This window comes from Massilia rubra (assembly GCF_011682065.1).
Classification (GTDB): Bacteria; Pseudomonadota; Gammaproteobacteria; order Burkholderiales; family Burkholderiaceae_D; genus Telluria_A; species Telluria_A rubra.
In genome coordinates, this window is record NZ_VUYU01000027.1 from 14775 (window position 1) to 36386 (window position 21612).

General features: G+C 62.9%; 21 protein-coding genes. 8 read left to right on the forward strand and 13 right to left on the reverse strand.

All coding sequences use genetic code 11. The annotated features are described in order from the left end of the window. The first annotated feature begins 3 nt into the window (after positions 1-3). The 3 genes from F0185_RS27580 (at position 4) to gltA (ending at position 2538) form a co-directional block, all read left to right on the forward strand. A complete protein-coding gene (locus F0185_RS27580; RefSeq protein WP_054263811.1) occupies positions 4-714 on the forward strand; it encodes a succinate dehydrogenase iron-sulfur subunit in 711 nt (236 codons plus the stop codon). A gap of 187 nt (positions 715-901) precedes the next feature. Then, positions 902-1168 (forward strand): FAD assembly factor SdhE, encoded by a 267-nt coding sequence (locus tag F0185_RS27585; RefSeq protein WP_166893984.1) that lies wholly within the window; start codon positions 902-904, stop codon positions 1166-1168. Positions 1169-1236: 68 nt separating this feature from the next. Continuing rightward, positions 1237-2538 (forward strand): citrate synthase, encoded by a 1302-nt coding sequence (gene gltA, locus F0185_RS27590; RefSeq protein WP_167230248.1) that lies wholly within the window; start codon positions 1237-1239, stop codon positions 2536-2538. 64 nt (positions 2539-2602) lie between these two features. Here the strand turns inward: gltA and F0185_RS27595 are convergent, their stop codons facing one another. Further along, positions 2603-3997, reverse strand: a complete 1395-nt coding sequence (locus F0185_RS27595; protein WP_167230251.1) for an Atrophin-1 multi-domain protein — start codon at positions 3995-3997, stop codon at positions 2603-2605. Positions 3998-4421: 424 nt separating this feature from the next. On the opposite strand from F0185_RS27595, the gene F0185_RS27600 reads away from it, so the two are divergent. Together F0185_RS27600 and gluQRS are read left to right on the forward strand one after the other, a co-directional pair. After that, positions 4422-4919 (forward strand): nuclear transport factor 2 family protein, encoded by a 498-nt coding sequence (locus F0185_RS27600; RefSeq protein ID WP_167230254.1) that lies wholly within the window; start codon positions 4422-4424, stop codon positions 4917-4919. A gap of 23 nt (positions 4920-4942) precedes the next feature. Continuing rightward, positions 4943-5851 (forward strand): tRNA glutamyl-Q(34) synthetase GluQRS, encoded by a 909-nt coding sequence (gene gluQRS / locus F0185_RS27605; protein WP_167230257.1) that lies wholly within the window; start codon positions 4943-4945, stop codon positions 5849-5851. 45 nt (positions 5852-5896) lie between these two features. Here the strand turns inward: gluQRS and F0185_RS27610 are convergent, their stop codons facing one another. After that, positions 5897-6355 carry a DUF421 domain-containing protein gene (locus F0185_RS27610; RefSeq protein WP_167230260.1) on the reverse strand — a complete coding sequence of 153 codons (459 nt, stop codon included), beginning with the start codon at positions 6353-6355 and terminating at the stop codon, positions 5897-5899. Between the two features lie 141 nt (positions 6356-6496). Between F0185_RS27610 and F0185_RS27615 the strand changes: the two genes are divergently transcribed. Together F0185_RS27615 and F0185_RS27620 are read left to right on the forward strand one after the other, a co-directional pair. Then, complete coding sequence (locus tag F0185_RS27615) at positions 6497-7450, forward strand: ribonuclease Z (protein ID WP_167230263.1); 954 nt, start codon at positions 6497-6499, stop codon at positions 7448-7450. Positions 7451-7584: 134 nt separating this feature from the next. Further along, positions 7585-8445 (forward strand): class I SAM-dependent methyltransferase, encoded by an 861-nt coding sequence (locus F0185_RS27620; RefSeq protein ID WP_167230266.1) that lies wholly within the window; start codon positions 7585-7587, stop codon positions 8443-8445. On the opposite strand, the gene F0185_RS27625 is transcribed toward F0185_RS27620, so the two are convergent. From F0185_RS27625 to F0185_RS27675, 11 genes are all read right to left on the reverse strand, one after another. Next, positions 8382-8750, reverse strand: a complete 369-nt coding sequence (locus F0185_RS27625; RefSeq protein WP_167230270.1) for a hypothetical protein — start codon at positions 8748-8750, stop codon at positions 8382-8384. The two genes, F0185_RS27620 and F0185_RS27625, sit on opposite strands and share 64 nt — an antisense overlap. A gap of 38 nt (positions 8751-8788) precedes the next feature. After that, positions 8789-9349 carry a 2OG-Fe(II) oxygenase gene (locus tag F0185_RS27630; RefSeq protein WP_223164593.1) on the reverse strand — a complete coding sequence of 187 codons (561 nt, stop codon included), beginning with the start codon at positions 9347-9349 and terminating at the stop codon, positions 8789-8791. A gap of 102 nt (positions 9350-9451) precedes the next feature. Then, the gene (locus F0185_RS27635) at positions 9452-10063 is read right to left on the reverse strand and encodes a hypothetical protein (RefSeq protein WP_167230273.1); all 612 of its coding nucleotides are present in this window, start codon (positions 10061-10063) and stop codon (positions 9452-9454) included. 71 nt (positions 10064-10134) lie between these two features. Continuing rightward, on the reverse strand, positions 10135-10518 hold the full coding sequence (locus F0185_RS27640) for a BlaI/MecI/CopY family transcriptional regulator (protein WP_166894011.1): 384 nt from the start codon (positions 10516-10518) through the stop codon (positions 10135-10137). A gap of 58 nt (positions 10519-10576) precedes the next feature. Next, positions 10577-11257 carry a Fe2+-dependent dioxygenase gene (locus tag F0185_RS27645; protein ID WP_167230276.1) on the reverse strand — a complete coding sequence of 227 codons (681 nt, stop codon included), beginning with the start codon at positions 11255-11257 and terminating at the stop codon, positions 10577-10579. 191 nt (positions 11258-11448) lie between these two features. Beyond that, positions 11449-13740, reverse strand: coding sequence for a catecholate siderophore receptor Fiu (locus tag F0185_RS27650; protein WP_167230424.1), 2292 nt, complete (start codon positions 13738-13740; stop codon positions 11449-11451). A 163-nt stretch (positions 13741-13903) separates the two neighbouring features. After that, on the reverse strand, positions 13904-15247 hold the full coding sequence (locus F0185_RS27655; protein ID WP_167230279.1) for a sulfite reductase subunit alpha: 1344 nt from the start codon (positions 15245-15247) through the stop codon (positions 13904-13906). After that, positions 15244-16254: an FAD:protein FMN transferase gene (locus F0185_RS27660; protein ID WP_167230282.1), complete on the reverse strand. Its 1011-nt coding sequence runs from the start codon at positions 16252-16254 to the stop codon at positions 15244-15246. The genes F0185_RS27655 and F0185_RS27660 overlap by 4 nt, the downstream gene beginning before the upstream one ends. Then, the gene (locus F0185_RS27665; protein ID WP_229477221.1) at positions 16255-17088 is read right to left on the reverse strand and encodes a DUF4198 domain-containing protein; all 834 of its coding nucleotides are present in this window, start codon (positions 17086-17088) and stop codon (positions 16255-16257) included. Positions 17089-17097: 9 nt separating this feature from the next. Beyond that, positions 17098-17613 (reverse strand): DUF2271 domain-containing protein, encoded by a 516-nt coding sequence (locus F0185_RS27670; RefSeq protein WP_166894019.1) that lies wholly within the window; start codon positions 17611-17613, stop codon positions 17098-17100. A 34-nt stretch (positions 17614-17647) separates the two neighbouring features. Beyond that, positions 17648-18286 carry a PepSY-associated TM helix domain-containing protein gene (locus F0185_RS27675; RefSeq protein WP_167230285.1) on the reverse strand — a complete coding sequence of 213 codons (639 nt, stop codon included), beginning with the start codon at positions 18284-18286 and terminating at the stop codon, positions 17648-17650. 421 nt (positions 18287-18707) lie between these two features. Between F0185_RS27675 and F0185_RS27680 the strand changes: the two genes are divergently transcribed. Further along, a complete protein-coding gene (locus F0185_RS27680) occupies positions 18708-21563 on the forward strand; it encodes a 2-oxoglutarate dehydrogenase E1 component (RefSeq protein WP_167230288.1) in 2856 nt (951 codons plus the stop codon). The last annotated feature ends 49 nt before the right edge of the window (positions 21564-21612 follow it).

The following is a 21612-nucleotide window of genomic DNA, read 5'->3' on the forward strand; positions in this document are numbered from 1 at the left end:
AACATGACACGCACCGTAAAACTGAAAATCTACCGCTACGATCCCGACCAGGACGCCAAGCCGTACATGCAAGACGTGACAGTCGAACTGCAAGACACCGACAAGATGCTGCTCGACGCCCTGCAGCGCATCAAGTCCGATGTGGACGATACCCTGAGCCTGCGCCGCTCCTGCCGTGAAGGCGTGTGCGGTTCGGACGCGATGAACATCAACGGCAAGAACGGCCTGGCTTGCACCACCAACCTGAACGAGCTGACCCAGCCGATCGTGCTGCGTCCGCTGGCCGGCCTGCCCGTCATCCGCGACTTGATCGTCGACATGACGCAATTTTTCAAGCAGTACGATTCGATCAAGCCGTACCTGGTCAACGATTCGATCCCGCCTGAAAAAGAGCGCCTGCAAACGCCGACCGAACGCGAAGAACTCGACGGCCTGTACGAGTGCATCCTGTGCGCTTGCTGCTCGACCTCGTGCCCCTCGTTCTGGTGGAATCCGGACAAGTTCGTCGGTCCCGCCGGCCTGCTGCAAGCCTACCGCTTCATCGCCGACAGCCGCGACGAAGACACCGGCGCGCGCCTGGACAACCTGGAAGACCCGTACCGCCTGTTCCGTTGCCACTCGATCATGAACTGCGTCGACGTCTGCCCTAAAGGCTTGAACCCGAACAAAGCGATCGGCAAGATCAAGGAATTGATGGTTCGCCGCGCTGTGTAAAGCAACGCTGCAAAAACGCATGGCGGGCGCGGCGCGGGCATGTTTTCCGGCGTCGCGCCCGCTTGCCATCGGGCATGCTTTGCATGCTGCCCGGTATGGTGGCGGCAAGTTAGCAATACAGTAAAAGTACCGTACTGCCGAAACCCGGCATGCGGAGTATAGTGTTGACCCAACGACGGACTCTAGAGTGAATACGCACCAATCCGACCCGGCCAACCGCTCGCGACTGCGCTGGCGCAGCCGCCGGGGTTTGCTCGAAAACGACCTGATCCTCACGCGCTTCCTTGACGCGCATGAAGACGGGTTGACCGATGAAGAAGTCGACGCGCTGACCCGGCTGCTCGATCTGGCGGACAATCCGCTGATGGACCTGATCCTGGGGCGCAAAGAGCCCGAAGGTGAAGTCGACTTGCCGCATGTGCGCGCCTTGCTGGAGCGCCTGCGACAAGCCTGAACGTGGCGACAGCCCGACGAGTTTAGTCATTTTATTTTGTAGACCTCACCTCCCAAGAAGGAAGTGCCATGAACATCTCTGATACCAAAGCCACCCTGTCGTTTTCCGATGGCAGTACTCCCATCGACATGCCGATTTACAAGGGCACCGTCGGCCCGGACGTCATCGACATCCGCAAGCTGTACGCCCAGACCGGCAAATTCACGTACGACCCGGGCTTCATGTCGACCGCCGCCTGCAACTCGAGCATCACCTACATCGATGGCGACAAGGGCGAACTGCTGTACCGCGGTTACCCGATCGAGCAACTGGCCGTCAATTGCGACTTCCTGGAAACCTGCTACCTGCTGCTGAACGGCGAACTGCCGAACAAAGAACAAAACCAGATCTTCAGCGACACCGTCACCAAGCACACCATGGTGCACGAGCAGATGCAATTCTTCTTCCGCGGCTTCCGCCGTGACGCGCACCCGATGTCGGTGCTGGTGGGAACTGTCGGCGCGCTGGCCTCGTTCTACCACGACTCGCTCGACATCAACGATCCGCATCACCGCGAAGTATCGGCCATCCGCCTGATCGCCAAGATGCCGACCCTGGTCGCCATGTCGTACAAATACTCGATCGGCCAGCCGTTCGTGTACCCACGCAACGACCTGTCGTACAGCGCCAACTTCATGCGCATGATGTTCGGCAATCCGTGCGAAGAATACGTTGTCAACGAAGTGCTGGTGCGCGCGCTCGACCGCATCTTGATCCTGCACGCCGATCACGAGCAGAACGCGTCGACCTCGACCGTTCGCCTGGCCGGTTCCTCGGGCGCCAACCCGTTCGCCTGTATCGCCGCCGGCATCGCCTGCCTGTGGGGTCCTGCGCACGGTGGTGCGAACGAAGCCGCCCTGAACATGCTGAAAGAAATCGGCAGCGTCGAGAACATTCCTGCTTTCATCGAAAAAGTGAAAGACAAGAACTCCGGCGTCAAGCTGATGGGCTTCGGTCACCGCGTGTACAAGAACTTCGACCCGCGCGCCAAGCTGATGCGTGAAACCTGCCACGAAGTGCTGCAAGAACTCGGCCTGCAGGACGATCCGCTGTTCAAGCTGGCCATGGCGCTGGAAAAAATTGCGCTGGAAGACGAATACTTCGTATCGCGCAAGCTGTACCCGAACGTCGACTTCTACTCGGGCATCGTGCAATCGGCGCTGGGCATTCCGGTATCGCTGTTCACGGGTATTTTCGCGATGGCGCGCACGATCGGCTGGATCGCCCAGTGGAACGAGATGATTTCCGATCCAGAACAGAAGATCGGCCGTCCACGCCAACTGTTCGTTGGCTCGCCGACCCGCGACGTGCCGGCAATCGACAAGCGCTGATCAACGCGTTTCTCCATTGAAAAAGCGAGCCTCGGCTCGCTTTTTTATTACACTGCCGGATCGATCACTGGCCCGGCGGCAGTTCGACCAGGCTGGCCTTGACGCTGGCCGCGCCACCTGGCGGTTTCTGGGCTTCGTAGAAAGCGGTCGCCTTGTCTGGCCAGACCACGATTTCGCTCTCGCCATTGCCCAGGAATTTTGTGGCCTTTTGGAGCGTCGAGCCGATCTGGATTGACATGTTCATCTTGACGCCACCGGTCGCTTCGACCGAGAACTTGTAGCGATAACCTGCTTTCGGCGCCGCATAGGTGGCCCGTCCCAGTCCCCGATTCGAGTAGTTTCGTTGAATCATGGTGTAGGACGTCGTCTGCGATGGCCAGCGCAGCGACTGGGTGAAGGTGTCGTAGACGCCATACGCGCCGACCCCCTGGATGGGAAGCCAGTCGCCACGCAGCGAGAGCAGGTTGACCTGCGTTGGCGCTACCCGTGGCACGCCATTGCCAGCGATATGGCCGCTGTGCGAGGCCACCTGGCGCAAGCCTTTGCGCACCAGGTTGAGCTGGTCGGCTGGCGACGAGCCCCACGGAGCGTCAATTTCCACGTAGATGGCAAACGGCGTGTTGTAGTTGCGGTCAACGACATAGGCGCCGTATTTCATGAGCGTTTTGGCCACCTTCAGCAGCCTGGCGTCGGTGATTTTGCTCAGGTCGAAATTGGCGGGTAACATCATGAGCGCGCCTTCGGGGATCATGCCGGTATTCGGCTTGTCGGCCAGGGTGGTGTCGGCTGCGGTCGCCGGATAGATGTAGTTGCCGGGCGCGCGCGCCAAGCCCGTGAAATCGAGCGACATCGACAGGGCATGCTCGAACAGCGCCTTGCCGTCGGTCGCTTCGGCGATGCGGATCATGCCACCGGTCGGCGCCGGCCCGGCCGCGCGCGCGCCCTGGTAATAGTGGGCCGGATCGCCCCAGCCCGTGCCGTTCAGGGGCGTCCACGACACCCGGGTCGCGGTCCATTTACCGGCGGCGTTTTTCTTCAGGTTGGAAAACGAATAGATCCGGTTCAAGCCCGCGTCGACGATGTCGGCATGGCCATCATCGCTGGACGAGGCCGCGGTGGCGGCTGGCCAATGGGGAATCGTGTAGGTCGGCGTGCGCATCTCGGTGTCGGTATCGAGCACCCCGGTCGCGTTTCCGGCCGGATAAACCAGCATGGCCGGATCGCTCGCTTTGGCTTCGAAAATGCCGGACGAATAGGCCCCGCCCTGGATGATGGGATTCCAGCTGGTCGCCGGAATTTCCCAGCTGCCAAGGACTGGATTGACGGGATAGGAATTCCACAGCGAATCGGCGGCGAACGGCTTTTGGTAGGTACCGAAGGCCGGCGCCGGCGTGGTTTGTGCCTGGGCCTGCGACAGGGAAGCCAGCGCCAGTGTTCCAACAGCTAAAAGTTGTTTCATCTGCAAAGTCCTTGAATGGATACTGCCCTGTGTGCGGGCGGCAAATGGAGCGTTGATACTGCAAAAGGAAAGTCGTCGCTTGTCGCTGATATTGATATCAGCTGATTAAACAGTACCACAGTATGTCGATTATGAAATCGATTGCACGGCCAGTTTTCATAAAAATAGAAAATATCCAAAATCTATCCAATATTCATATGGGCTATTAATCCATTGATTCTCTTTTGCTCACAGCGTAAGAAAATCTAATACAGATAACGAACTCGCAATTCATAATGTTCCGGGTTAATAATAGATGTTTTCCCGCCAAGCCGCGACGTGGACACACGCGTGGGGACCCGCCTGTGCCATCGCGCTCGCCGGCGTTATGGTGGACGTGTACAATCGCAGATCGTCCCGTCCACCATGTCCATGGAAAGTCAGAATGAAGAAAACCCTGCTGGCCTGCTTCTTGTTCATCGTCAGCCTGGGTGCGTGCGCGCAAGCGTCCGACCCGGCGGCGCCTTATACGAAGCAAATCAACGCCTTCATCGATGAATGGCACGACGATGCGGCGCACGCGCGGCCGGCCTATTTCGACAAGATGGCGGAACATGGCGTGTATATCGGCACGGACAAGACCGAACTGTGGAACCGCGAACAATTCAGGACGTGGGCCAGGCGTTTCTTCGACAAGGGATCGGCCTGGTCGTTCAAGGCGACCAGGCGCAATGTGTATATGTCGGCGGACAAGAAGTTTATCTGGTTCGACGAACTGCTCGATACCCAGATGGGTGTCTGCCAGGCCAGCGGCGTGATACACAAGACGGACAAAGGATTCGAGATCGCGCATTATCAGCTGTCGATCGCCGTTCCCAATCCGGTGGCCGGCCAGGTGACCAAGACGATCAAGGAGTTTGAAGCCGCTCCGGCTGCGAAATAAACGACTGCGAGCGAGAAACGCACGTGCCGAACCGAAGCAATTACATTGGCCGATTCGCGCCATCGCCGACCGGGCCGCTGCACCAGGGATCGCTGGTGGCGGCCATGGCGAGCTACCTGGACGCCAGGGCGCATCACGGTAGCTGGCTGGTGCGCATCGAGGATGTGGACGAAGGCCGCAGCGTGCCGGGCGCCGCGCAGGGCATCCTGGCCTTGCTGCGCACCCTGGGCATGGATTGGGATGGCGAGGTGGTCTGGCAGAGCCGGCGCAAGCAGTTGTACCAGGCCGCCGCCGAGCAACTCGGCGCGCACGTCTACCCGTGCGGCTGCAACCGCCGCGAAATCGCCGATTCCCGCCTCGGCACCGCGCCCGACGGCTCGGCCATCTATCCCGGCACCTGCCGGCACGGCCTCGCGCCCGGCAAGACCATGCGCAGCCTGCGCGTGCGCGTGCCCGATCGCGCCGGCCACGCCGACCTGATCGCCTTTACCGACCGCGCCGCCGGCCCCGTGGCGCAACATCTGGCCAGCGAGTCGGGCGACTTCGTGCTCAAGCGCGCCGATGGCTTCTGGGCCTACCAGCTTGCGGTGGTGGTTGACGATGCGCAGCAGGGCGTCACCGACATCGTGCGCGGCGCCGACCTGATCGATTCAACCCCGCGCCAGATCTATCTGCAACACCTGCTGGGCTTGCCTGTCCCGCGTTACCTGCATGTGCCGGTCGTGCGCAATGCGGATGGTGAAAAACTGTCCAAGCAGACTGGCGCGCTGGCGATCGCCCCCGAGGACCAACGCCAGGCGCTCGGCGCACTGCAGGCCAGCGCCGCGTTCCTGCAATTGCCACTGGCGCCGGCAAGTTCGGTGGGCGCCTTCTGGCAAGCCGCCATCCCCGCCTGGGCGAACCGGGTCAAGCCGCCTTTCGCCGCTGCCTGAGTTCGCGCGCGACGCGCATCGCGCCCGGCACCGGCGGCAAGGAATCTACTTTCTCTGGATGGTGATCTGGCCGTCGGCTTCCAGGAAAGCGCAGCGCATGTCCTTGATGTCGCAATCGGAGCAGCGCAGGGCCTGGTCGACCTCTTCGCGTGAAATGCGGCAGCGCTTCATCACCTTGTCGTACAGCTCGCCGTCGCGCCCGAGCAGCACTGCGCTGCCGTCGAGGATGTCCGACATTTTTTTGCTGTGCGACGACAGGAACGACATCGTCATGTTCAGCCCGACCAGCACCGCGGCCACGATGAAGCCGCCAAACAGCGATTGATCGCCGCCCGTGAGCGAGTTCGATACCGCTTCGCTGAGCAACATCACCACCAGCAGGTCGAACGGCGTGAACTGGCCGACCGTGCGCCGTCCCGACACGCGCACCATGAGCAGCAGGATCAGATACACGGCCGCCCCGCGCACGACGAATTCCCACCATGGATGGTCCATCTCGAACATGTGCAATTCCTTTCAGGATGAGCTTGGTGGATTGTGGATTGATCATATTGTAAAGAAACGGCGCCTGGCGTGGGTTGCGTCGTCGTGCGGGGCATGGCGCCCTGCGCTGGCGGCCCTGCCTCGGCTGGCGCATAATATGGCATGTTCAAATTGACCTTTTTAGGCACGTCCTCGGGCGTCCCCACCAAAAACCGCAACGTCACCGCGCTGGCGCTGCAAACCACCCTGAACCGCGACTGGTGGCTGGTCGATTGCGGCGAGGGCACCCAGCATCGCCTGCAGCACATCGCGCTGAGCGTGCACGACCTGGCCGGCATTTGCATCACCCACATTCATGGCGACCACAGCTACGGCTTGCCGGGATTCCTGGCCAGCGCCGCCATGAACGGACGCAAGCGGGCGCTGATCCTGATCGCGCCGCTGGCCGTCAAGGCCTGGCTGGACGCGACCATGCTGCACACCGAGCTGTTCCTGCCGTTTCCGCTGATCCATGTGGATGTCGCCGACGAACAACTGGTGCACCAGGAGGGCGGCTTGCGCATCGAGCGCCACCACCTGTCGCACCGCGCCCCGAGCGTGGGTTTTCGCTTCGCCGTGGAAAGCAGTAAATGGAAGCTCGACAGCGCGGCCCTGCGCGCGCGCGGCGTGCCTTCCGGTCCGCTGTGGGGCAAATTGCAGGCCGGCGTCGACGTCGTGCTGGACGATGGCGCCGTGCTGGCCGCCGCCGATTTCCGCGTGGCCGATGTGCAACGCGCGGTGGCCGTGATTGGCGGCGACAACGATACCCCGGCGCTGCTCAGCGAGGCCTGCGCCGAGGCGCAGGTGCTGGTGCACGAGGCCACCTACACCGAGGCCATCCTGCAAAAAGTCGGGCCGGGGCCAACCCACAGTTCGGTGCAGCGCGTGGCGCAGTTCGCCACGGAGCGTGGCTTGCCGAACCTGATCCTGACCCACTTCAGCGCGCGCTACGACAATCCGGAAGGCATGGCCGAACTCGACGCCGAAGCGCGCCTGCATTACGCGGGCAATCTGTTCCTGGCAGAGGACTTCGCCAGCTACGAGCTCGATGCGGCCGGAGTGGTGCGCAAGCTGTAGGCCGATTCCGCGCTCTTACCCCTTCTGTGTATGCATCGAAAACTTCGATCTGGCCAGACATGCCGGTGTTAGTATCGCAACTGTTCTGCGAGTAAATACATCTTTCCCATGTGTGCCATTTCAAAGGAAACCTCATGACCGCTCCGCAACTGCGCCGTGCCAACTATGGCCTTGACGCACCGAAGGTAGTTCGTAATCTGGTGCTGGGGGCGATCGCCGGCCTGTTGCTGTGGGGTTCGGCCAGCTTGGGACTGTGGTCCGGGCAACTGCTCATTCCGCTGGGCGCCGATGGACTGCGGATTGGCGTCGCCGATAGCGGGCGCTTCTTTGCCATCGTCCTCCCCTTGACCGCGCTCTGGATGGTGTGGGAAAGCAAAGTCGGCAAGCTGCGCAACCGCGAAAAAATGCTGCAGCGCCTGACGTGGACCGGCAAGGAGCAGGTGCTCGATCTTGGCTGCGGCCGCGGGCTGTTGATGATCGGCGCCGCCAGGCGCTTGACGACAGGCACCGCCACCGGCATCGACATCTGGCAAACGGAAGATCTGTCCGGCAATCGGCCCGAAGCAACGCTGGACAATGCGCGCTGCGAGGGCGTGGAGGCGCGGGTGGACATCCAAACCGCCGATATGCGTGCGCTGCCGTTCGCGGATGCTTCGTTCGACGTGGTCGTCTCGCGTGCCGCCATCCATAATCTGTACGACGCCGGCGACCGCGCCAAGGCGATCGGCGAAGTGGCGCGCGTATTACGGCCGGGCGGTCACGCGCTGATTGAAGATATCCGCCACGGCGGCGAATACGAGGCGAGCTTCATGCAACACGGCTGCACCCATATCGAGCGCATCGGCTCGCGCATCGAAGCGCTGCTCACGACCCTCATCACCTTCGGCTCGCTGCGTCCGGCCACGCTGCTGGTCAGAAAAGCGGGCTCAATTCAGGAACCTGACACCAACCCCGCGCGATATTCGCCGATAACCTCGATCAGCCCGACGATATGATCGTTGAGCGCTTCAAGTTCCTCGGCCGGAATCCACCACTCGGTATGCATGTCGCCGCCGACTTGTTGAATCTGATAGTGCTCCATGAACGATGCAAGCACGTGAAAGCGCGTCACGTAGCCGACGCCGCTGGCGCCGATGTTCCATTCGATGGCAATCTGCTTGGCATAGGCCTCGTTCGTGACCGGATAAAAAATCGGCTGCTCCGGCAAGCGCGGCGGCCAGCGCTTGAAACCCGCCTGCCGTAGCAGAGCGAGTTCCTCGGGGCCGGTGGGGCGGTAGAGAACGACTGTTTGATTTGTCATTTTTCGCTTTCACATAGTTGTCATGCGCGCCGCCATCGTCATTGCGCGCGGCGGTACATCACGTCGGTCCGCAGCACGTATTTGAGGCCGTCGATGACTTCCGTTCCCTGGTGCGGCAGCTTGTGCGGGAATACCAGCGCCGCGCCTTGCTGCGGTTTGATGAATTCGGTCTTGAATTCCGTATCGCCGCCCTCGAAGTCGCCGTTCAGGTAAATCATGAACGTCAGGCGACTCGCTTCATCCGGCGACCTGGCATACACGCCGTCCGTATGCCACTTGAAATACTCCTTCGGGCCATACCGGTAAAAACGGAACCGTTCGTTAAAGCCGGTCAAGGCCCAGTCACCGATGCTGGCGGGCAGCAGGGCGCGCGCCTGTTCGAACAGCGAAACGGCCAGCGCGGCATCGTCGAAAATCACGCGGTCGTTATTGCGGATATCTTCCGCCCGCCGCGAGACCCCACTGATGTGTACTTCCGACGGTACGTAGCCGGCTTCTTCGCCGAGCGCGATGTAATGCTGGCACATGGCCGGGGTGAGGAAGTGTTCGATGACGAATACTCCCGAATTTTTCTCGACGACGCGCATAGTGGTGTTCATATGGGTTCATTTTCTCTTGGAATGAACACATCATAATTGACTTAGTGTTTTCGCACAACTAACTTAGTATGAATTTCTCACTAAGATGATCGGCAGCCGCGCTCAGGCAATCGCCACGATCAGGCTTGCCCCCGCGCGCTTGGCTTCCTGGAGGGACACGAGTACCCACAAGACGCCCGCCTGGTCGTCTTGCATTGCATCGAGTTCGCTCTCGAAGGGCTCCAGTTCGGCCAGCAATGCCACTACCTGGGCCGGCAAGAGCCAGGAGAGATGAAAGACGTCGTCTTGCGATTGGTAGACATGGCCGTCGCATTCGACCAGCGAACAGCCGCGAAACAGCGCGCGATAGTAATCGCAGGCGACGGCCGAGGCAGCCGGCAAGACATCGGATAGCTCGCTAGCGTAGCGATACCACTTGTGCATGGACGGCGTGATATCGATCGCCGGATGCCGGTGGCTGTCGAAGCTGAAGTTCCAGTAGTATTCATCGATAATCAAGTCGATCAGCCTGGCTTCCTCGCGCGATGCTGTAAGCAATGCGGCCTCGCCACGCCGCATGAAGTCGAGGATCTTTTCCCGCATGCCCGCTGGGAACTCATCGGGATACTCTGCAATGCGCGGGTCCAGCCACGCGAGAAAGACGCCGAGATCTGCAAGGAACGCGGTCTTGACACCATCCTCGTCGCCGAGCGAGTAGTGCACGTAGGTGCCCATCGTATACTCCAGTTGGTTGATGCAGGGCGGTTGGCGCGCCCGAGGCATGAGGCATGAGGCATGAAAACGGACTACTTTTGTTCCTGGTCCAGGATCGCCTGGATTTCCGCCCGTTCGCGCGCGCTTACGTGCCCGCGCAGGGCGGCGAGCACCAGTTCCTTGCCCGAGCCCGAAAACGCCTTGTGGATCAGTTCCTTGATCAGGCTGGTCTGCAGCGAGTCCTGCGGCTGCGCCGGCGCGTACACATGCGCGCGGGCGCTTTCGTCACGCGTGAGCAAACCCTTGGTGTGCATTAACTGAAGCAGGCGCAGCACGGTCGCGTACGCCATGTCGGGACGGCTGGCCACGGCCGCCTGGTGCACCTGTTTGGCGCTGGCCGGCCCGAGTTGCCACAGCAGGCGCAGCATTTCCAGTTCCGCTGCGGTGGGCTTGGGGATGGCGGTCGGCTCTGGCATGGGGAGGGTAGCGGTGGGAATGTACCTAGAATAAATTATCTAGATGGGAAAGTCCAGTTCAGATCTCCGACCACATGCGCAGCAGGTTGTGATAATGCCCGGTCAGGCTGACGGTTTCCTCGCTGTCGCCCAGTTGGGCGCGCAGGCGCACAATAGTCTGGTCGAGTTCGAGCAGCATGGCGCGGCGGGCATCGTCGCGCACCATGCTCTGGACCCAGAAGAAAGAGCAGACGCGGCTGCCGCGCGTGACCGCTTCGACCTTGTGCACGCTCGACGAGGGATACACGATCATATCGCCCGCCGGCAGCTTGACTTCATGCACGCCGTAGGTGTCGTTGACGATCAGTTCGCCGCCGTCGTAGTCCTCGGGCTCGCACAGGAACAGGGTGCAGGAGACATCGGTACGCAGCGGCAAGGTGCTGCCGGCGACGTTACGCACGGCGCCGTCCACATGCGCGCCGTAGTGTCCGCCGCCGGTGTAGCGGTTGAACAGCGGCGGCACGGTGCGCAGGGGCAGGGCGGCGGCGAAGTAGAGCGGATTGGCAGCCAGGGCCGCGAGGATAATGCGGCCCAGTTCGGCGGCGAGGGGGCCGTCGGTGGGCAGTTGCTCGTTGTGCTTGACCTGGGCGCCCTGGGCGCCGACCGTGGCGCGGCCGTCGGTCCAGTCGGCCGCGTCGAGCGAGCGGCGCATGGCGGCGACCTGGTCGGGGGTGAGTACCTGGGGAATGTGGAGCATCATAAAATGTGTGGTGTATGAGGAGATGAGCTGTTGAGCATATTTATGCGTTAACCTCAAAACCGTCATTCCCGCGCAGGCGGGAATCCAAGGCATCTACGCTAAGCGACGGTGCCTTGGATTCCCGCCTGCGCGGGAATGACGGTTTTGAAGGTGGCGGGCGAATGTTAAGTGGGCATGACTCCGCGGGTCTTTTAGAAGCGGAAATTCGCCGTCAAACTCGCCGAGCGTGGCGCGCCCGGGGTGTAGCGATAACCGCTCTTGTTAATCTGCGCAATGTATTCCTTGTCCGCCAGATTGTACAAGTTCAGCTGCAGATCGACGTTCTTGCTCACGCTGTACGACGCCATCGCGTCGACCACCCAGTACGCATCGGCAAACGCCGGCGTGCCCACCGCGCCATCGGTGCCGCGCAGCAGCTTGCCGACATAGCGCGCGCCGCCGCCCACTTTCAGGCCCATCGGCAGGGTGTACGAGGTCCACGAGGTGAACGCATCCTTCGGCGTGTAGTTCAGGTTGTTGATCCCGCTGGCGGTGACGACCTTGCCATTGTTCACTTTCGTATCCATGCGGGCATACCCGGCACTGACCAGCCAGTTGCGCGCCACCTCACCCGTCACGCCCAGCTCGATCCCCTTCACCTGCTTGCGCCCGGTCTGGTAGTACAGCAAGTCCACCGGGTCCTGCTCCAGCTCGTTCTTGACGGTGGTCTTGTACACCGCCGCCGTCAGCGACAGCTTTTGCTTGAGGAAATCCCACTTGGTGCCGATTTCGGTGGTGGTCGATTGCTGCGGATCGTATTTCGGGTTCGAGGCGCTGTTGGCGGACGTCGACAGCGAGAAATTGGTGCCCGGCGGCTGCTTGGACGTGGCGACCAGGGCGTACACGCTGCTATCCTTGGTCGGCTTGTACAGGGCCGATACCTTGCCGTTGCCGACCGTGTCGCTCAGCTTCAGGTTGGTCGGCACCAGGGTACCCACCGGCAAGGTCGGATTGGCGGTCGCGGTCGACAGGCTGGTGGCGTTGTAGTTCACGTTGAAGTGGTCCATGCGGCCACCCACGTTGAAAATCCACTTCTCGCCCAGTTTGATCGTATCGAACAGGTACACGCTCTGGGTATCGACCTTGGCATTGGTGCCCGCGCCGTTGCGCACCAGGTTCAGGCCGGCGATCGGCGAGGTCGGGTTCGGCGCGTACAGCGAGTCGACCGCCATCGTGCCGGCGCCCGTGTAGCTGTAGTTGGTTTGCTCTTCGCTGGTCAGTTCCAGGCCGCCCACGAAAGTATGCTTCAGGCCGCCCAGGTCCAGGTTCACCGTCGCCACGCTCTGGTTGGTCAAGATGGTGTTGGACTGGTCCTTGACGGTGCGGTTGCCGCGCGTGATGGTCCAGGTCGACGGGTCGTTGACGTTCGGCGTTTTCAGGTTGGCGCTGGTGCCCATGAAGGCGGTCAACAGGTAATCCTGCGAGGTCTTGCCGTAGCGGGTGGTGTTTTGCAGCTTGACGGTCGGCGAAAAATCATGCTCGACCTTGACGGTGAACATATCGGCCTTGACCTTGTCGTAGTCGCTGGCCGACCCGTAGAAATTGTCCGGGTTGACCGGCGCCGCAGTGGTCAGGAAGGTGCGCGCATCCGGGCTCTTGTAGCCGGGCAGGCCGATGGTCGGCACGCCGCCGCTCGGCACATTGTCCTGGTCCACGTGCAGGTAGTTCAGGTAAACGCGGGTCGGGCTGTTCAGGCCGAAGGCGAGCGACGGCGCCAGCGCCCAGCGCTTGTTCTTGACCACATCGCGCCCCGGCGTGCCGCTGTCCTGCGCCAGCGCGTTCAGGCGGAAGGCGACGCCTTTTTCTGCGCTCATGACGCTCGCGTAATCGAGCGTGGCGCGCTTTTGCTTGCCGCTGCCGGCCACCACCGTGCCGGTCGTGCCGGACTCCATCACCGCCTGCTTGGTGACCATGTTGACCGAGCCGGTCGGCGACGAGCGCCCGGTGTCGGTGCCGGCCGGGCCTTTGAGCACGTCGAGCTGTTCGACGTTGAAGACGTCGCGCGAAATCGAGCCGATGTCGCGCACGCCATCGACAAAAATGCTGGTCGACGAATCGAAGCCGCGCATGTAGATGGTGTCGCCGGTGGTCGTGTTGCCGTTCTCGCCGAGGAAGAAGGTGCCCACGCCGGGCGTGTTGCGCAGGGCCTCGGTCAGGGTCACCGCGCCTTGCTGCATGATCAGTTCTTTCTTGATCACGGTCACCGTTTGCGCGGTGTTGAGCAGGATTTCGGTGTACTTGGGCGAGGCGGCGCGCTCGGCCTTGAAGTCGTTGCCGGCTTCCTCGCCGGTTTTGCTGATGACCTGGACTTCCGGCAAGGTTTTGGCCTGCGGCGCCTCGGCGGCGGCATGCGCGGCCACCGGGACCAGCAGCGCGGCAAGCGCGGCGCTCATGTGTTGATTGAAACGGGATTGCGCGTGCTTGCGGCTTTTGATCGGGGCCATCTGTTTCTCTTCTTCGACGTGGGGTGGGTCGGACATAAATTGCCAACAACCTAGTCATTGTAGGAGAAATGGTCAACCATGTAAATGAGAATCGTTATCAATACAATTCTCATTCGTATTTGATAAAATAGGCAAGATTATATTTTATGCATATTTTTCGATATCAATACACGTCGCGCCGGTAGCGGCCGCTCTCGTCGAGCATGGCGAGGGTGTCTCCGCCAAGCACGCTTTCCAGGGTTTCATGCACGGCGCCGGCCATGCCGTGCAGGCTGCCGCAGACATACACCGCCGCGCCCTCGTCCACCCAGCTGCGCAGCTGCGCGGCCTGCGCCGCCAGCGCGTGCTGCACATAGCGTTCGGCGGCGCCGTCGCGCGAAAACACCAGGCTGAGCGTGTCGATCATGCCGGCCTTGCGCCATGCGGCGATGTCGTCGGCGCAGAAGTGGTCGTGCGCGGCATTGCGCTCGCCGAACACCAGCCAGTTGCGCGCCTGGCCCGCGTCGGCGCGGCTTTTCAGGTGCGCGCGCAGGCCGGCGATGCCGGTGCCGTTGCCGATCAAAATCAAGGGCCTCGCGGCGTTCTCGCCGATCCGGAAGCGGCTGTGCTGGCGCACGCGCAGCAGCACCGGCGCGCTTTCCTGCACCTCGCGGCACAGCCAGCCCGACGCCAGCCCGACGCTGCCATCGTCGCGCGCGTGCAGGCGCACCAGCAGCGACAGGCGGCCTTCGGCCATGGTCGAGGCAATCGAGTACTCGCGCGGATAATCCGGGTCGCCCGGCGCGCTCACTTGCACCAGGTCGCCCGCTTCCCACGCCGGCAGTTCGCCCTCGGCCGGCAGCAGGTCGATGCGGTACACCGGCGCGCCGGCGCTGCCGGGATTGAGCAGGCGGCGCGCCGCGATGCGCCAGTGGCCATAGCCTGGCGCGCTCCAGTCGGGGGCGTCGCTGGTGCCGGCCAGGTGGCTCAGGTGATGCTGCCATGCCTCGATGGCGGCGCCGCGGCCACGGTCCACCTCGACCCGCGCGAACAGCGCCTGGGCGCCGCGCGCTTGCAGGGCGGCGTCCAGGCGCCGCCCGAAGCCGCAGTAATTGGCGTAGCTGCTGTCGCCCAGCGCCAGCAGCGCGTAATGCAGCTGGCCCAGCGCCATTCCCGGCTGGTCGAGCAGGCGCGCCAGGCGCGCCGCGCTGTCGGGCGCATCGCCCTCGCCGTAGGTACTGGCGATGAACAGGATGCGCGCCGCGCCGCGCAAGGTGGCTTCGTCAAGTTGCTCGACGCTGAGCGCGCGCGCCGACAGGCCGCCGGTGCGCAGGGTCGCCACGGTATGCCCGGCCAGCGCTTCGCCGGTGCCGGTCTGGCTGGCGTAGGCCACCAGCCAGTCGGCATGCGCGCCGCCGCTGTCCTGGTGCACCGCGCGCCGCGCGCGCAGCAGGGCCAGGCACATGCCCGCGTAAGCCGCGATAGCGGCGGCCGCGCCGCCCCAGCGGACCGGATCGACAGTCATCATTGCAGTAATTCCTGGTAGGCGCTGGAGACGACTTCACGCAGGCCGCCCTCATGGCGCAGCAAAAAGCGCGCGGCCAGCTTGCGGCGCTCGGCCAGCGCCAGTCCCTCCTCGGGACCCATCACCGACAGCGCCGTCGAGAGGGCGTCGGCCGCCATGCATTCGGCATGCAGCACGGTGACCGACGCCACGTCGTTGCGGATTGGCGCGCCGGTGCGCGGATCGAGCGTGTGCGACGCACGCCGGCCGCCGTGTTCGAAGTAGCGCCGGTAGTCGCCCGAGGTGGCGATCGCCAGTCCGTGCAGCGCCACCATGGTCGGCCCGGCGCCCTCGCCGGCGCCGGGCACGCCTTCGAGCGCGACCCACCACGGCTGGCCGTCGGCCTTGGTGCCGGCGCCGCGCAGCTCGCCGCCGATCTCCACCAGATAGTGAAACAGTCCCTGCGCCTCGAGGCAGCGCGCCAGCAGGTCCACCGCGTAGCCCTTGGCCACCGACGACAGGTCGATCTGCACGCCGCCCGCTTGCAGCGCGCGCCGGCTGGCGCGGTCCAGTTGCAGGCGCTGGCGGTCGGCGCGCGCCACGATGGCTTGAGTAGCCGCCGGCAGCGGTGCGTAGAAATTGGCTTCGTTGTAGCGCTGGCGCGCGCCGAAACCCCAGGCGTTGACCAAGGCGCCGGCGCACGGGTCGTAGGCGCCGCCGCTGTCCTCGGCCACTTCGAGCGCGTAACTGAGCACCGTGAAAAATGCATCCGGCAGGCGGTGCCAGTTGCCGGCCGGGGCGCTGTTGAAGCGGCTCAGGTTCGAGTCGCGTTCCCAGTGGCTCATTTGCGCCACCACCAGGTCGAGCTGGCGCTGCAAGGCTTCCAGCATGGCCGGGCGGGCGCCGGGCGGGGCCATCACCCGCGCCGACCAGGTGGTGCCCATGGTGGCGCCGCCCAGCTCATGGAGCACGCTGGTGCGCGGCGGCAGGGCCGGCGCGATGGCCAGCGGAACGAGAACGCGACGTCGCATTTACTCGGGCAGTACTTCGAGCGTGGCGGCGTAGCTGTAGCGACGCGTCACGACCGGGGCGTCGGGTGCCGCCGGGCCTTTCGGCTGGGCTGCCGGAAAGCCCGCGTTGAGCCAGTACATGCCGGGCGCCGGCAAGGTCACCGCCACCTCGCCTTTGGCGTCGGTCTCCAGGCGCACTTCACCGAGCACGCCGCGATAGCGCACGCCGCCCGGAATCAGGCTGAAGGCGAACTTCGGCAGCGGCTTGCCATCGAGCTGGAAGCGCCACCTGGCCGTTTCGCCGGCGCGCAGGTCGGTCGGATTGGTCAGCGGGATCATCTCCAGCCCCACGCCGCTCGGTTTCAAGGCGCCGTCGCTGGTCTTGTTGGCGCTGACAAAAGTCTCGAGGCGCTGGTGGGCGTAGGTGGTTTTCAGTTCGGGCGCATCGGCCGGGACTTCCTTGGCGAAGGCCTCTTCGCTGCCACGGAAACGCTTGGTCTCGCCAGCCTTGTCCTTGTAGCTGGCCATCACGTTGCGGCTGACGATGCTGATCTTGTAGGTGCCGTTCTTGGCCATTTTCAGGTCGAAGGTGCTGCGCTGCTTGCCCATGTAGCCGGCCGGCGCCGGCGTGACCACGCCATCCGGATCGGTGACGGTGGCCGCGTCGAGCTTGAGGGCGACGTGGTCCACATCGAACAGGCCTTCCGAAATGGCGCCGTCGATGGTCACCCACGGCTCTTTTGACTCGACCATGGTCGACTGCGGATACAGCCAGCCACGGTGGGCGGAGGCGCTCAGGGAGACGGCGGCCAGGGTCAGCGCGAGCAGGGTCTTTTTCATCATGGTGTTGGTCATTGTCTTCACTTAAGGGGTGATCTGGAGGGAAACCGCGCCAAGTTCTTCCTTGCCGCGCGCGCTGAAGGTTTGCTTGCCCTTGAGCGGCAAGGTGAAGGGAACGCGCACCAGTTCGCGCCCGCCCGATTCGCGCGCCGCTTCGATCACCAGCTTGTAGTCGCCGGCCGGCAGCTTGTCGATGCCGGTGCGGGCCGGGCCGAAGCTGATGGTCTGCTCGCCGGCCGAGCGCGTGGCGCCGCTCACGCCGTCCATCGGCAATTCCACATCGCGCCCGGCCTTGCGCCACCAGGTGCGCAAGTCCTTGACCCACTTGGTGCCGGCGTTGTCTTTCTTCTTGACGTCGTACAGCACCGACAGGTTGGCCGCCACGCTCTGGTCGGCGCGCTCGAGCCACATGGCCACGTACGGGCGGTGGTATTCGGCCACGTTCAGTTGCGGGATCTCGAACTTGACGGCGAGATCGGCGCCGACGGCCCAGCTGCTCAGCATGGGAAGGGTAAGGGCAAGCGTGTGCTGTAGTTTCATGGGTGGCGGATGTAGTGGGTAGTTGGTAAGTGGATTAGTGGGTAAACAAAAGGGCCAGCAAGAGCGGCAGCAGGATGCCCGCGCCGATCACCGGCCAGGTGGACGGGCGGTTGGCGGCGTGCAGTTTCATGATCAAAAAACCGGTCAGCGAAAACACCACGCAGGCCACCGCGAAAATATCGATGAACCAGCCCCACACCGGACCGGCGTTGCGGCCCTTGTGCAGGTCGTTGAGCCAGGACACCATGCCGCGATCGGTCTTTTCGAATTCGGCGGCGCCATCGACGGCGATGCGCAGCCAGGCGTCGCCGCCCGGTCGCGGCAGGGCCACATACGCGTCTTCCTCGGTCCATTCGGCGTCGTTGGCGCCGAGGTCCAGGCCGAACTCGCGCTCGGCCCAGCCGGCTACGCGCGGGGGCAGGGGGGCACGGGCGTCGGCGTGCCGGCTGGCCGCCTGCTCCAGGTCGCGCCGCAGCGGCGCCGGCAGGGTCGCCTTGCGCTTGGTTACGGCCGGCTTGGCTTCGATCTGGGTCGCATGGTTGAGCGTGATGCCGGTGATGCTGAATAACAGCATGCCCATCAGGCACAAGGCCGAGCTGATCCAGTGCCAGCGGTGCAGGTTCTTGAGCCAGGCGGCGCGGCTGGCGCTGGGGAGCGTGGCGGGGGTGGGCATCGGGTGCTTCCGTCAACTAAACGCAAATGATAACTATTATCATTTGCGCGGTCAATGACCACAATGGACATTTACAATACGCAACAATCGCTTGTTTTCAATCACATCGGACCGATATGGTCCCTGAGCTGGCGCAAGAAAGCGCGCGCTTAACGATCCATAAACTTGTGCAATGTCACTAATTTGCGACATTGCGGTGGTTTTGTTATCGCCCAAGACAAAAAGATGATTGGCAACTTTTTTCGCAAGGTGGAATGTTAGGCTACAATACGCGTGCTATTCTTCCGACGTCGTAAGAATGCTGCGAGCTTTACAAGTCCTTCCCCACAACTTGATGTGCAATCCGCTAACCGGTCAGGCCGTGTCGCGGAAGGTTAGATTAACCCGCCAAACTCGCGAAGCGCGAAGAAAGGTGAGCAAGATGATGCAAGACCAAACCGCGAACTCCTATTTGTTCGGTGGTAACGCGCCGTACGTTGAAGAGCTGTACGAGGCTTATCTCGACAACCCAGGCTCGGTGCCAGACAACTGGCGCGCCTATTTCGACTCCATGCAGAACGTCCCTGCGGTCGACGGCTCCAACAAACCCGACGTAGCCCACGCTTCCGTCATCGCCTCGTTCGCCGAGCGCGCCAAGGCAGGCCCGATCCGTGTCGTGACCGCGTCCAGCGACGCCGAAATGGGGCGCAAGCGCGTCGCCGTCACCCAGCTGATCGCCGCTTACCGCTATCTCGGCTCGCAGTGGGCCAACCTGGACCCGCTGCAGCGCCAGGAACGCCCGATGATTCCGGAACTCGATCCGGCGTTCTACGGTTTCACCGATGCCGACATGGACATCGTCTTCAACATCAGCAATACCTACTTCGGCCCTGAGACCGCATCCCTGCGCGACCTGCTGAACTTCCTGCGCGATACCTACTGCCGTTCGATCGGCGCCGAATTCATGTACATCGGCGATCCGGCGGAAAAGCGCTGGCTGCAGGAGAAACTCGAAGCGATCCGCTCGACCCCGAACTTCACGGCCGAGAAAAAAGCCCACATCCTCGAGCGCCTCACCGCCGCCGAAGGCCTGGAGCGCTACCTGCACACCAAGTACGTCGGCGCCAAGCGCTTTTCGCTGGAAGGCTCCGAGTCCTTCATCGCCTCGATCGACGAAACCATCCAGCGCGCCGGTGAAAAAGGCGTGCAGGAGATCGTCATCGGCATGGCCCACCGCGGCCGCCTGAACGTCCTGGTCAACACCCTGGGCAAGTCGCCGCAGGAACTGTTCGAAGAATTCGAAGGCAAGCACGGCGACGACCTGCCGTCGGGCGACGTCAAGTACCACCAGGGTTTTTCGAGCGACATCTCGACCGCCGGCGGTCCTGTCCACCTGTCGCTGGCCTTTAACCCATCGCACCTCGAGATCGTCAACCCGGTCGTCGAAGGCTCGGTCAAGGCGCGCATGGAGCGTCGCGGCGACAAGGATGGCGCGCAAGTGCTGCCGATCCTGGTCCACGGCGACGCCGCATTCGCCGGCCAGGGCGTGGTCATGGAAACGCTGAACCTTGCGCAAACCCGCGGCTACGGCACGGGCGGCACGGTGCACATCGTGATCAACAACCAGATCGGTTTCACCACGTCCGACCCGCGCGATGCGCGTTCGACCCTGTACTGCTCGGACGTGGTCAAGATGATCGAAGCGCCGGTCCTGCACGTGAACGGCGACGACCCTGAAGCGGTCGTGCTGGCGACGCAAATCGCGCTCGACTACCGCGTCCAGTTCAAGAAAGACGTCGTTGTCGACATCATCTGCTACCGCAAGCTCGGTCACAACGAACAAGACACCCCGGCGCTGACCCAGCCGCTGATGTACAAGAAAATCGGCCAGCATCCGGGCACCCGCAAGCTGTACGCGGACAAGCTGATCGCCCAGGGCACCCTGGCGGCCGACGGCGGCGACAAAATGGTCTCGGCCTACCGCGACGCCATGGACGCCGGCAAGCACACGATCGATCCGGTCATCTCGAACTTCAAGAACAAGTACGCGGTCGACTGGCTGCCGTTCCTGAACCGTAAATGGACCGACAGCGCCGACACCGCCGTGCCGATGACGGAACTCAAACGCCTGGCGACCCGCATCACCACCCTGCCAGAAAACTTCAAGGTCCACTCGCTGGTCGAAAAAGTGCTGGCCGACCGCGCCTCCATGGGCCGTGGTGAACTGAACCTGGACTGGGGCATGGGCGAGCATCTCGCGTACGCTTCGCTGGTGTCGTCCGGCTACGCCATCCGCCTGTCGGGCCAGGATGCCGGGCGCGGTACCTTTACCCACCGTCACGCCGTGCTGCACGACCAGAACCGCGAGCGTTGGGATGCGGGCACTTATGTCCCCCTGTGCAATGTGTCGGAAGGCCAGGCGCCGTTCGTGGTCATCGACTCGGTGCTGTCGGAAGAAGCCGTGCTCGCTTTCGAATACGGTTACTCGACCGCCGAACCGAACACCCTGACCATCTGGGAAGCCCAGTTCGGCGACTTCGCCAACGGCGCCCAGGTCGTGATCGACCAGTTTATCGCGTCGGGCGAAGTCAAATGGGGCCGCGCGTCGGGCCTCGTGATGATGCTGCCGCACGGTTACGAAGGCCAGGGTCCGGAGCACTCGTCGGCGCGTCCTGAACGCTTCCTGCAGCTGTGCGCGGACAACAATATGCAAGTCGTGCAGCCAACCACGGGCTCGCAGATTTTCCACCTGCTGCGTCGCCAGATGGTGCGCCAGTTCCGCAAGCCGCTGGTCATCCTGACGCCGAAGTCGCTGTTGCGTAACAAGGACGCCAGCTCGCCGCTGACCGAATTGGCCAAGGGCGTCTTCCACACCGTGATCGGTGAAGTCGACGAGAAAATCGACGCCAAGAAGGTCAAGCGCGTGATCGCCTGCTCGGGCAAGGTCTACTACGACCTGGTCAACAGCCGCAAAACGCGCAACCAGCTCGATACCGCCATCATCCGTGTCGAACAGCTGTATCCGTTCCCGCACAAGTCGTTCGCGGCTGAACTCAAAAAGTTCCCGAACGCGACCGAAGTGGTGTGGACCCAGGATGAGCCGCAGAATCAGGGACCGTGGTTCCAGATCCAGCACAACATTTTCGAGAGCCTCGAATCGGGCCAGCGCCTCGCGTATGCAGGTCGTCCGGCTTCGGCGTCGCCTGCCGTCGGTTATGGCGACAAGCACAATGCGCAGCAGAAGGAATTGCTGGAAACGGCATTCTCGAAGCTCAAGGGTTTCATCCTGACCAAATAATCACCACGCCCCGCCGCGTCGATCACCCCCCGGCGGGGCGCTGCTAAAA

Excerpts from the sequence above, each read along its gene's own strand:
- F0185_RS27580 (WP_054263811.1), top strand. The coding sequence starts at position 4 with ATGACACGCACCGTAAAACTGAAAATCTACCGCTACGATCCCGACCAG.
- gltA (WP_167230248.1), top strand. The coding sequence starts at position 1,237 with ATGAACATCTCTGATACCAAAGCCACCCTGTCGTTTTCCGATGGCAGT.
- F0185_RS27595 (WP_167230251.1), bottom strand. The coding sequence starts at position 3,997 with ATGAAACAACTTTTAGCTGTTGGAACACTGGCGCTGGCTTCCCTGTCG.
- F0185_RS27600 (WP_167230254.1), top strand. The coding sequence starts at position 4,422 with ATGAAGAAAACCCTGCTGGCCTGCTTCTTGTTCATCGTCAGCCTGGGT.
- F0185_RS27610 (WP_167230260.1), bottom strand. The coding sequence starts at position 6,355 with ATGTTCGAGATGGACCATCCATGGTGGGAATTCGTCGTGCGCGGGGCG.
- F0185_RS27615 (WP_167230263.1), top strand. The coding sequence starts at position 6,497 with ATGTTCAAATTGACCTTTTTAGGCACGTCCTCGGGCGTCCCCACCAAA.
- F0185_RS27620 (WP_167230266.1), top strand. The coding sequence starts at position 7,585 with ATGACCGCTCCGCAACTGCGCCGTGCCAACTATGGCCTTGACGCACCG.
- F0185_RS27625 (WP_167230270.1), bottom strand. The coding sequence starts at position 8,750 with ATGACAAATCAAACAGTCGTTCTCTACCGCCCCACCGGCCCCGAGGAA.
- F0185_RS27630 (WP_223164593.1), bottom strand. The coding sequence starts at position 9,349 with ATGAACACCACTATGCGCGTCGTCGAGAAAAATTCGGGAGTATTCGTC.
- F0185_RS27635 (WP_167230273.1), bottom strand. The coding sequence starts at position 10,063 with ATGGGCACCTACGTGCACTACTCGCTCGGCGACGAGGATGGTGTCAAG.
- F0185_RS27640 (WP_166894011.1), bottom strand. The coding sequence starts at position 10,518 with ATGCCAGAGCCGACCGCCATCCCCAAGCCCACCGCAGCGGAACTGGAA.
- F0185_RS27645 (WP_167230276.1), bottom strand. The coding sequence starts at position 11,257 with ATGATGCTCCACATTCCCCAGGTACTCACCCCCGACCAGGTCGCCGCC.
- F0185_RS27650 (WP_167230424.1), bottom strand. The coding sequence starts at position 13,740 with ATGGCCCCGATCAAAAGCCGCAAGCACGCGCAATCCCGTTTCAATCAA.
- F0185_RS27655 (WP_167230279.1), bottom strand. The coding sequence starts at position 15,247 with ATGATGACTGTCGATCCGGTCCGCTGGGGCGGCGCGGCCGCCGCTATC.
- F0185_RS27660 (WP_167230282.1), bottom strand. The coding sequence starts at position 16,254 with ATGCGACGTCGCGTTCTCGTTCCGCTGGCCATCGCGCCGGCCCTGCCG.
- F0185_RS27665 (WP_229477221.1), bottom strand. The coding sequence starts at position 17,088 with ATGACCAACACCATGATGAAAAAGACCCTGCTCGCGCTGACCCTGGCC.
- F0185_RS27670 (WP_166894019.1), bottom strand. The coding sequence starts at position 17,613 with ATGAAACTACAGCACACGCTTGCCCTTACCCTTCCCATGCTGAGCAGC.
- F0185_RS27675 (WP_167230285.1), bottom strand. The coding sequence starts at position 18,286 with ATGCCCACCCCCGCCACGCTCCCCAGCGCCAGCCGCGCCGCCTGGCTC.
- F0185_RS27680 (WP_167230288.1), top strand. The coding sequence starts at position 18,708 with ATGATGCAAGACCAAACCGCGAACTCCTATTTGTTCGGTGGTAACGCG.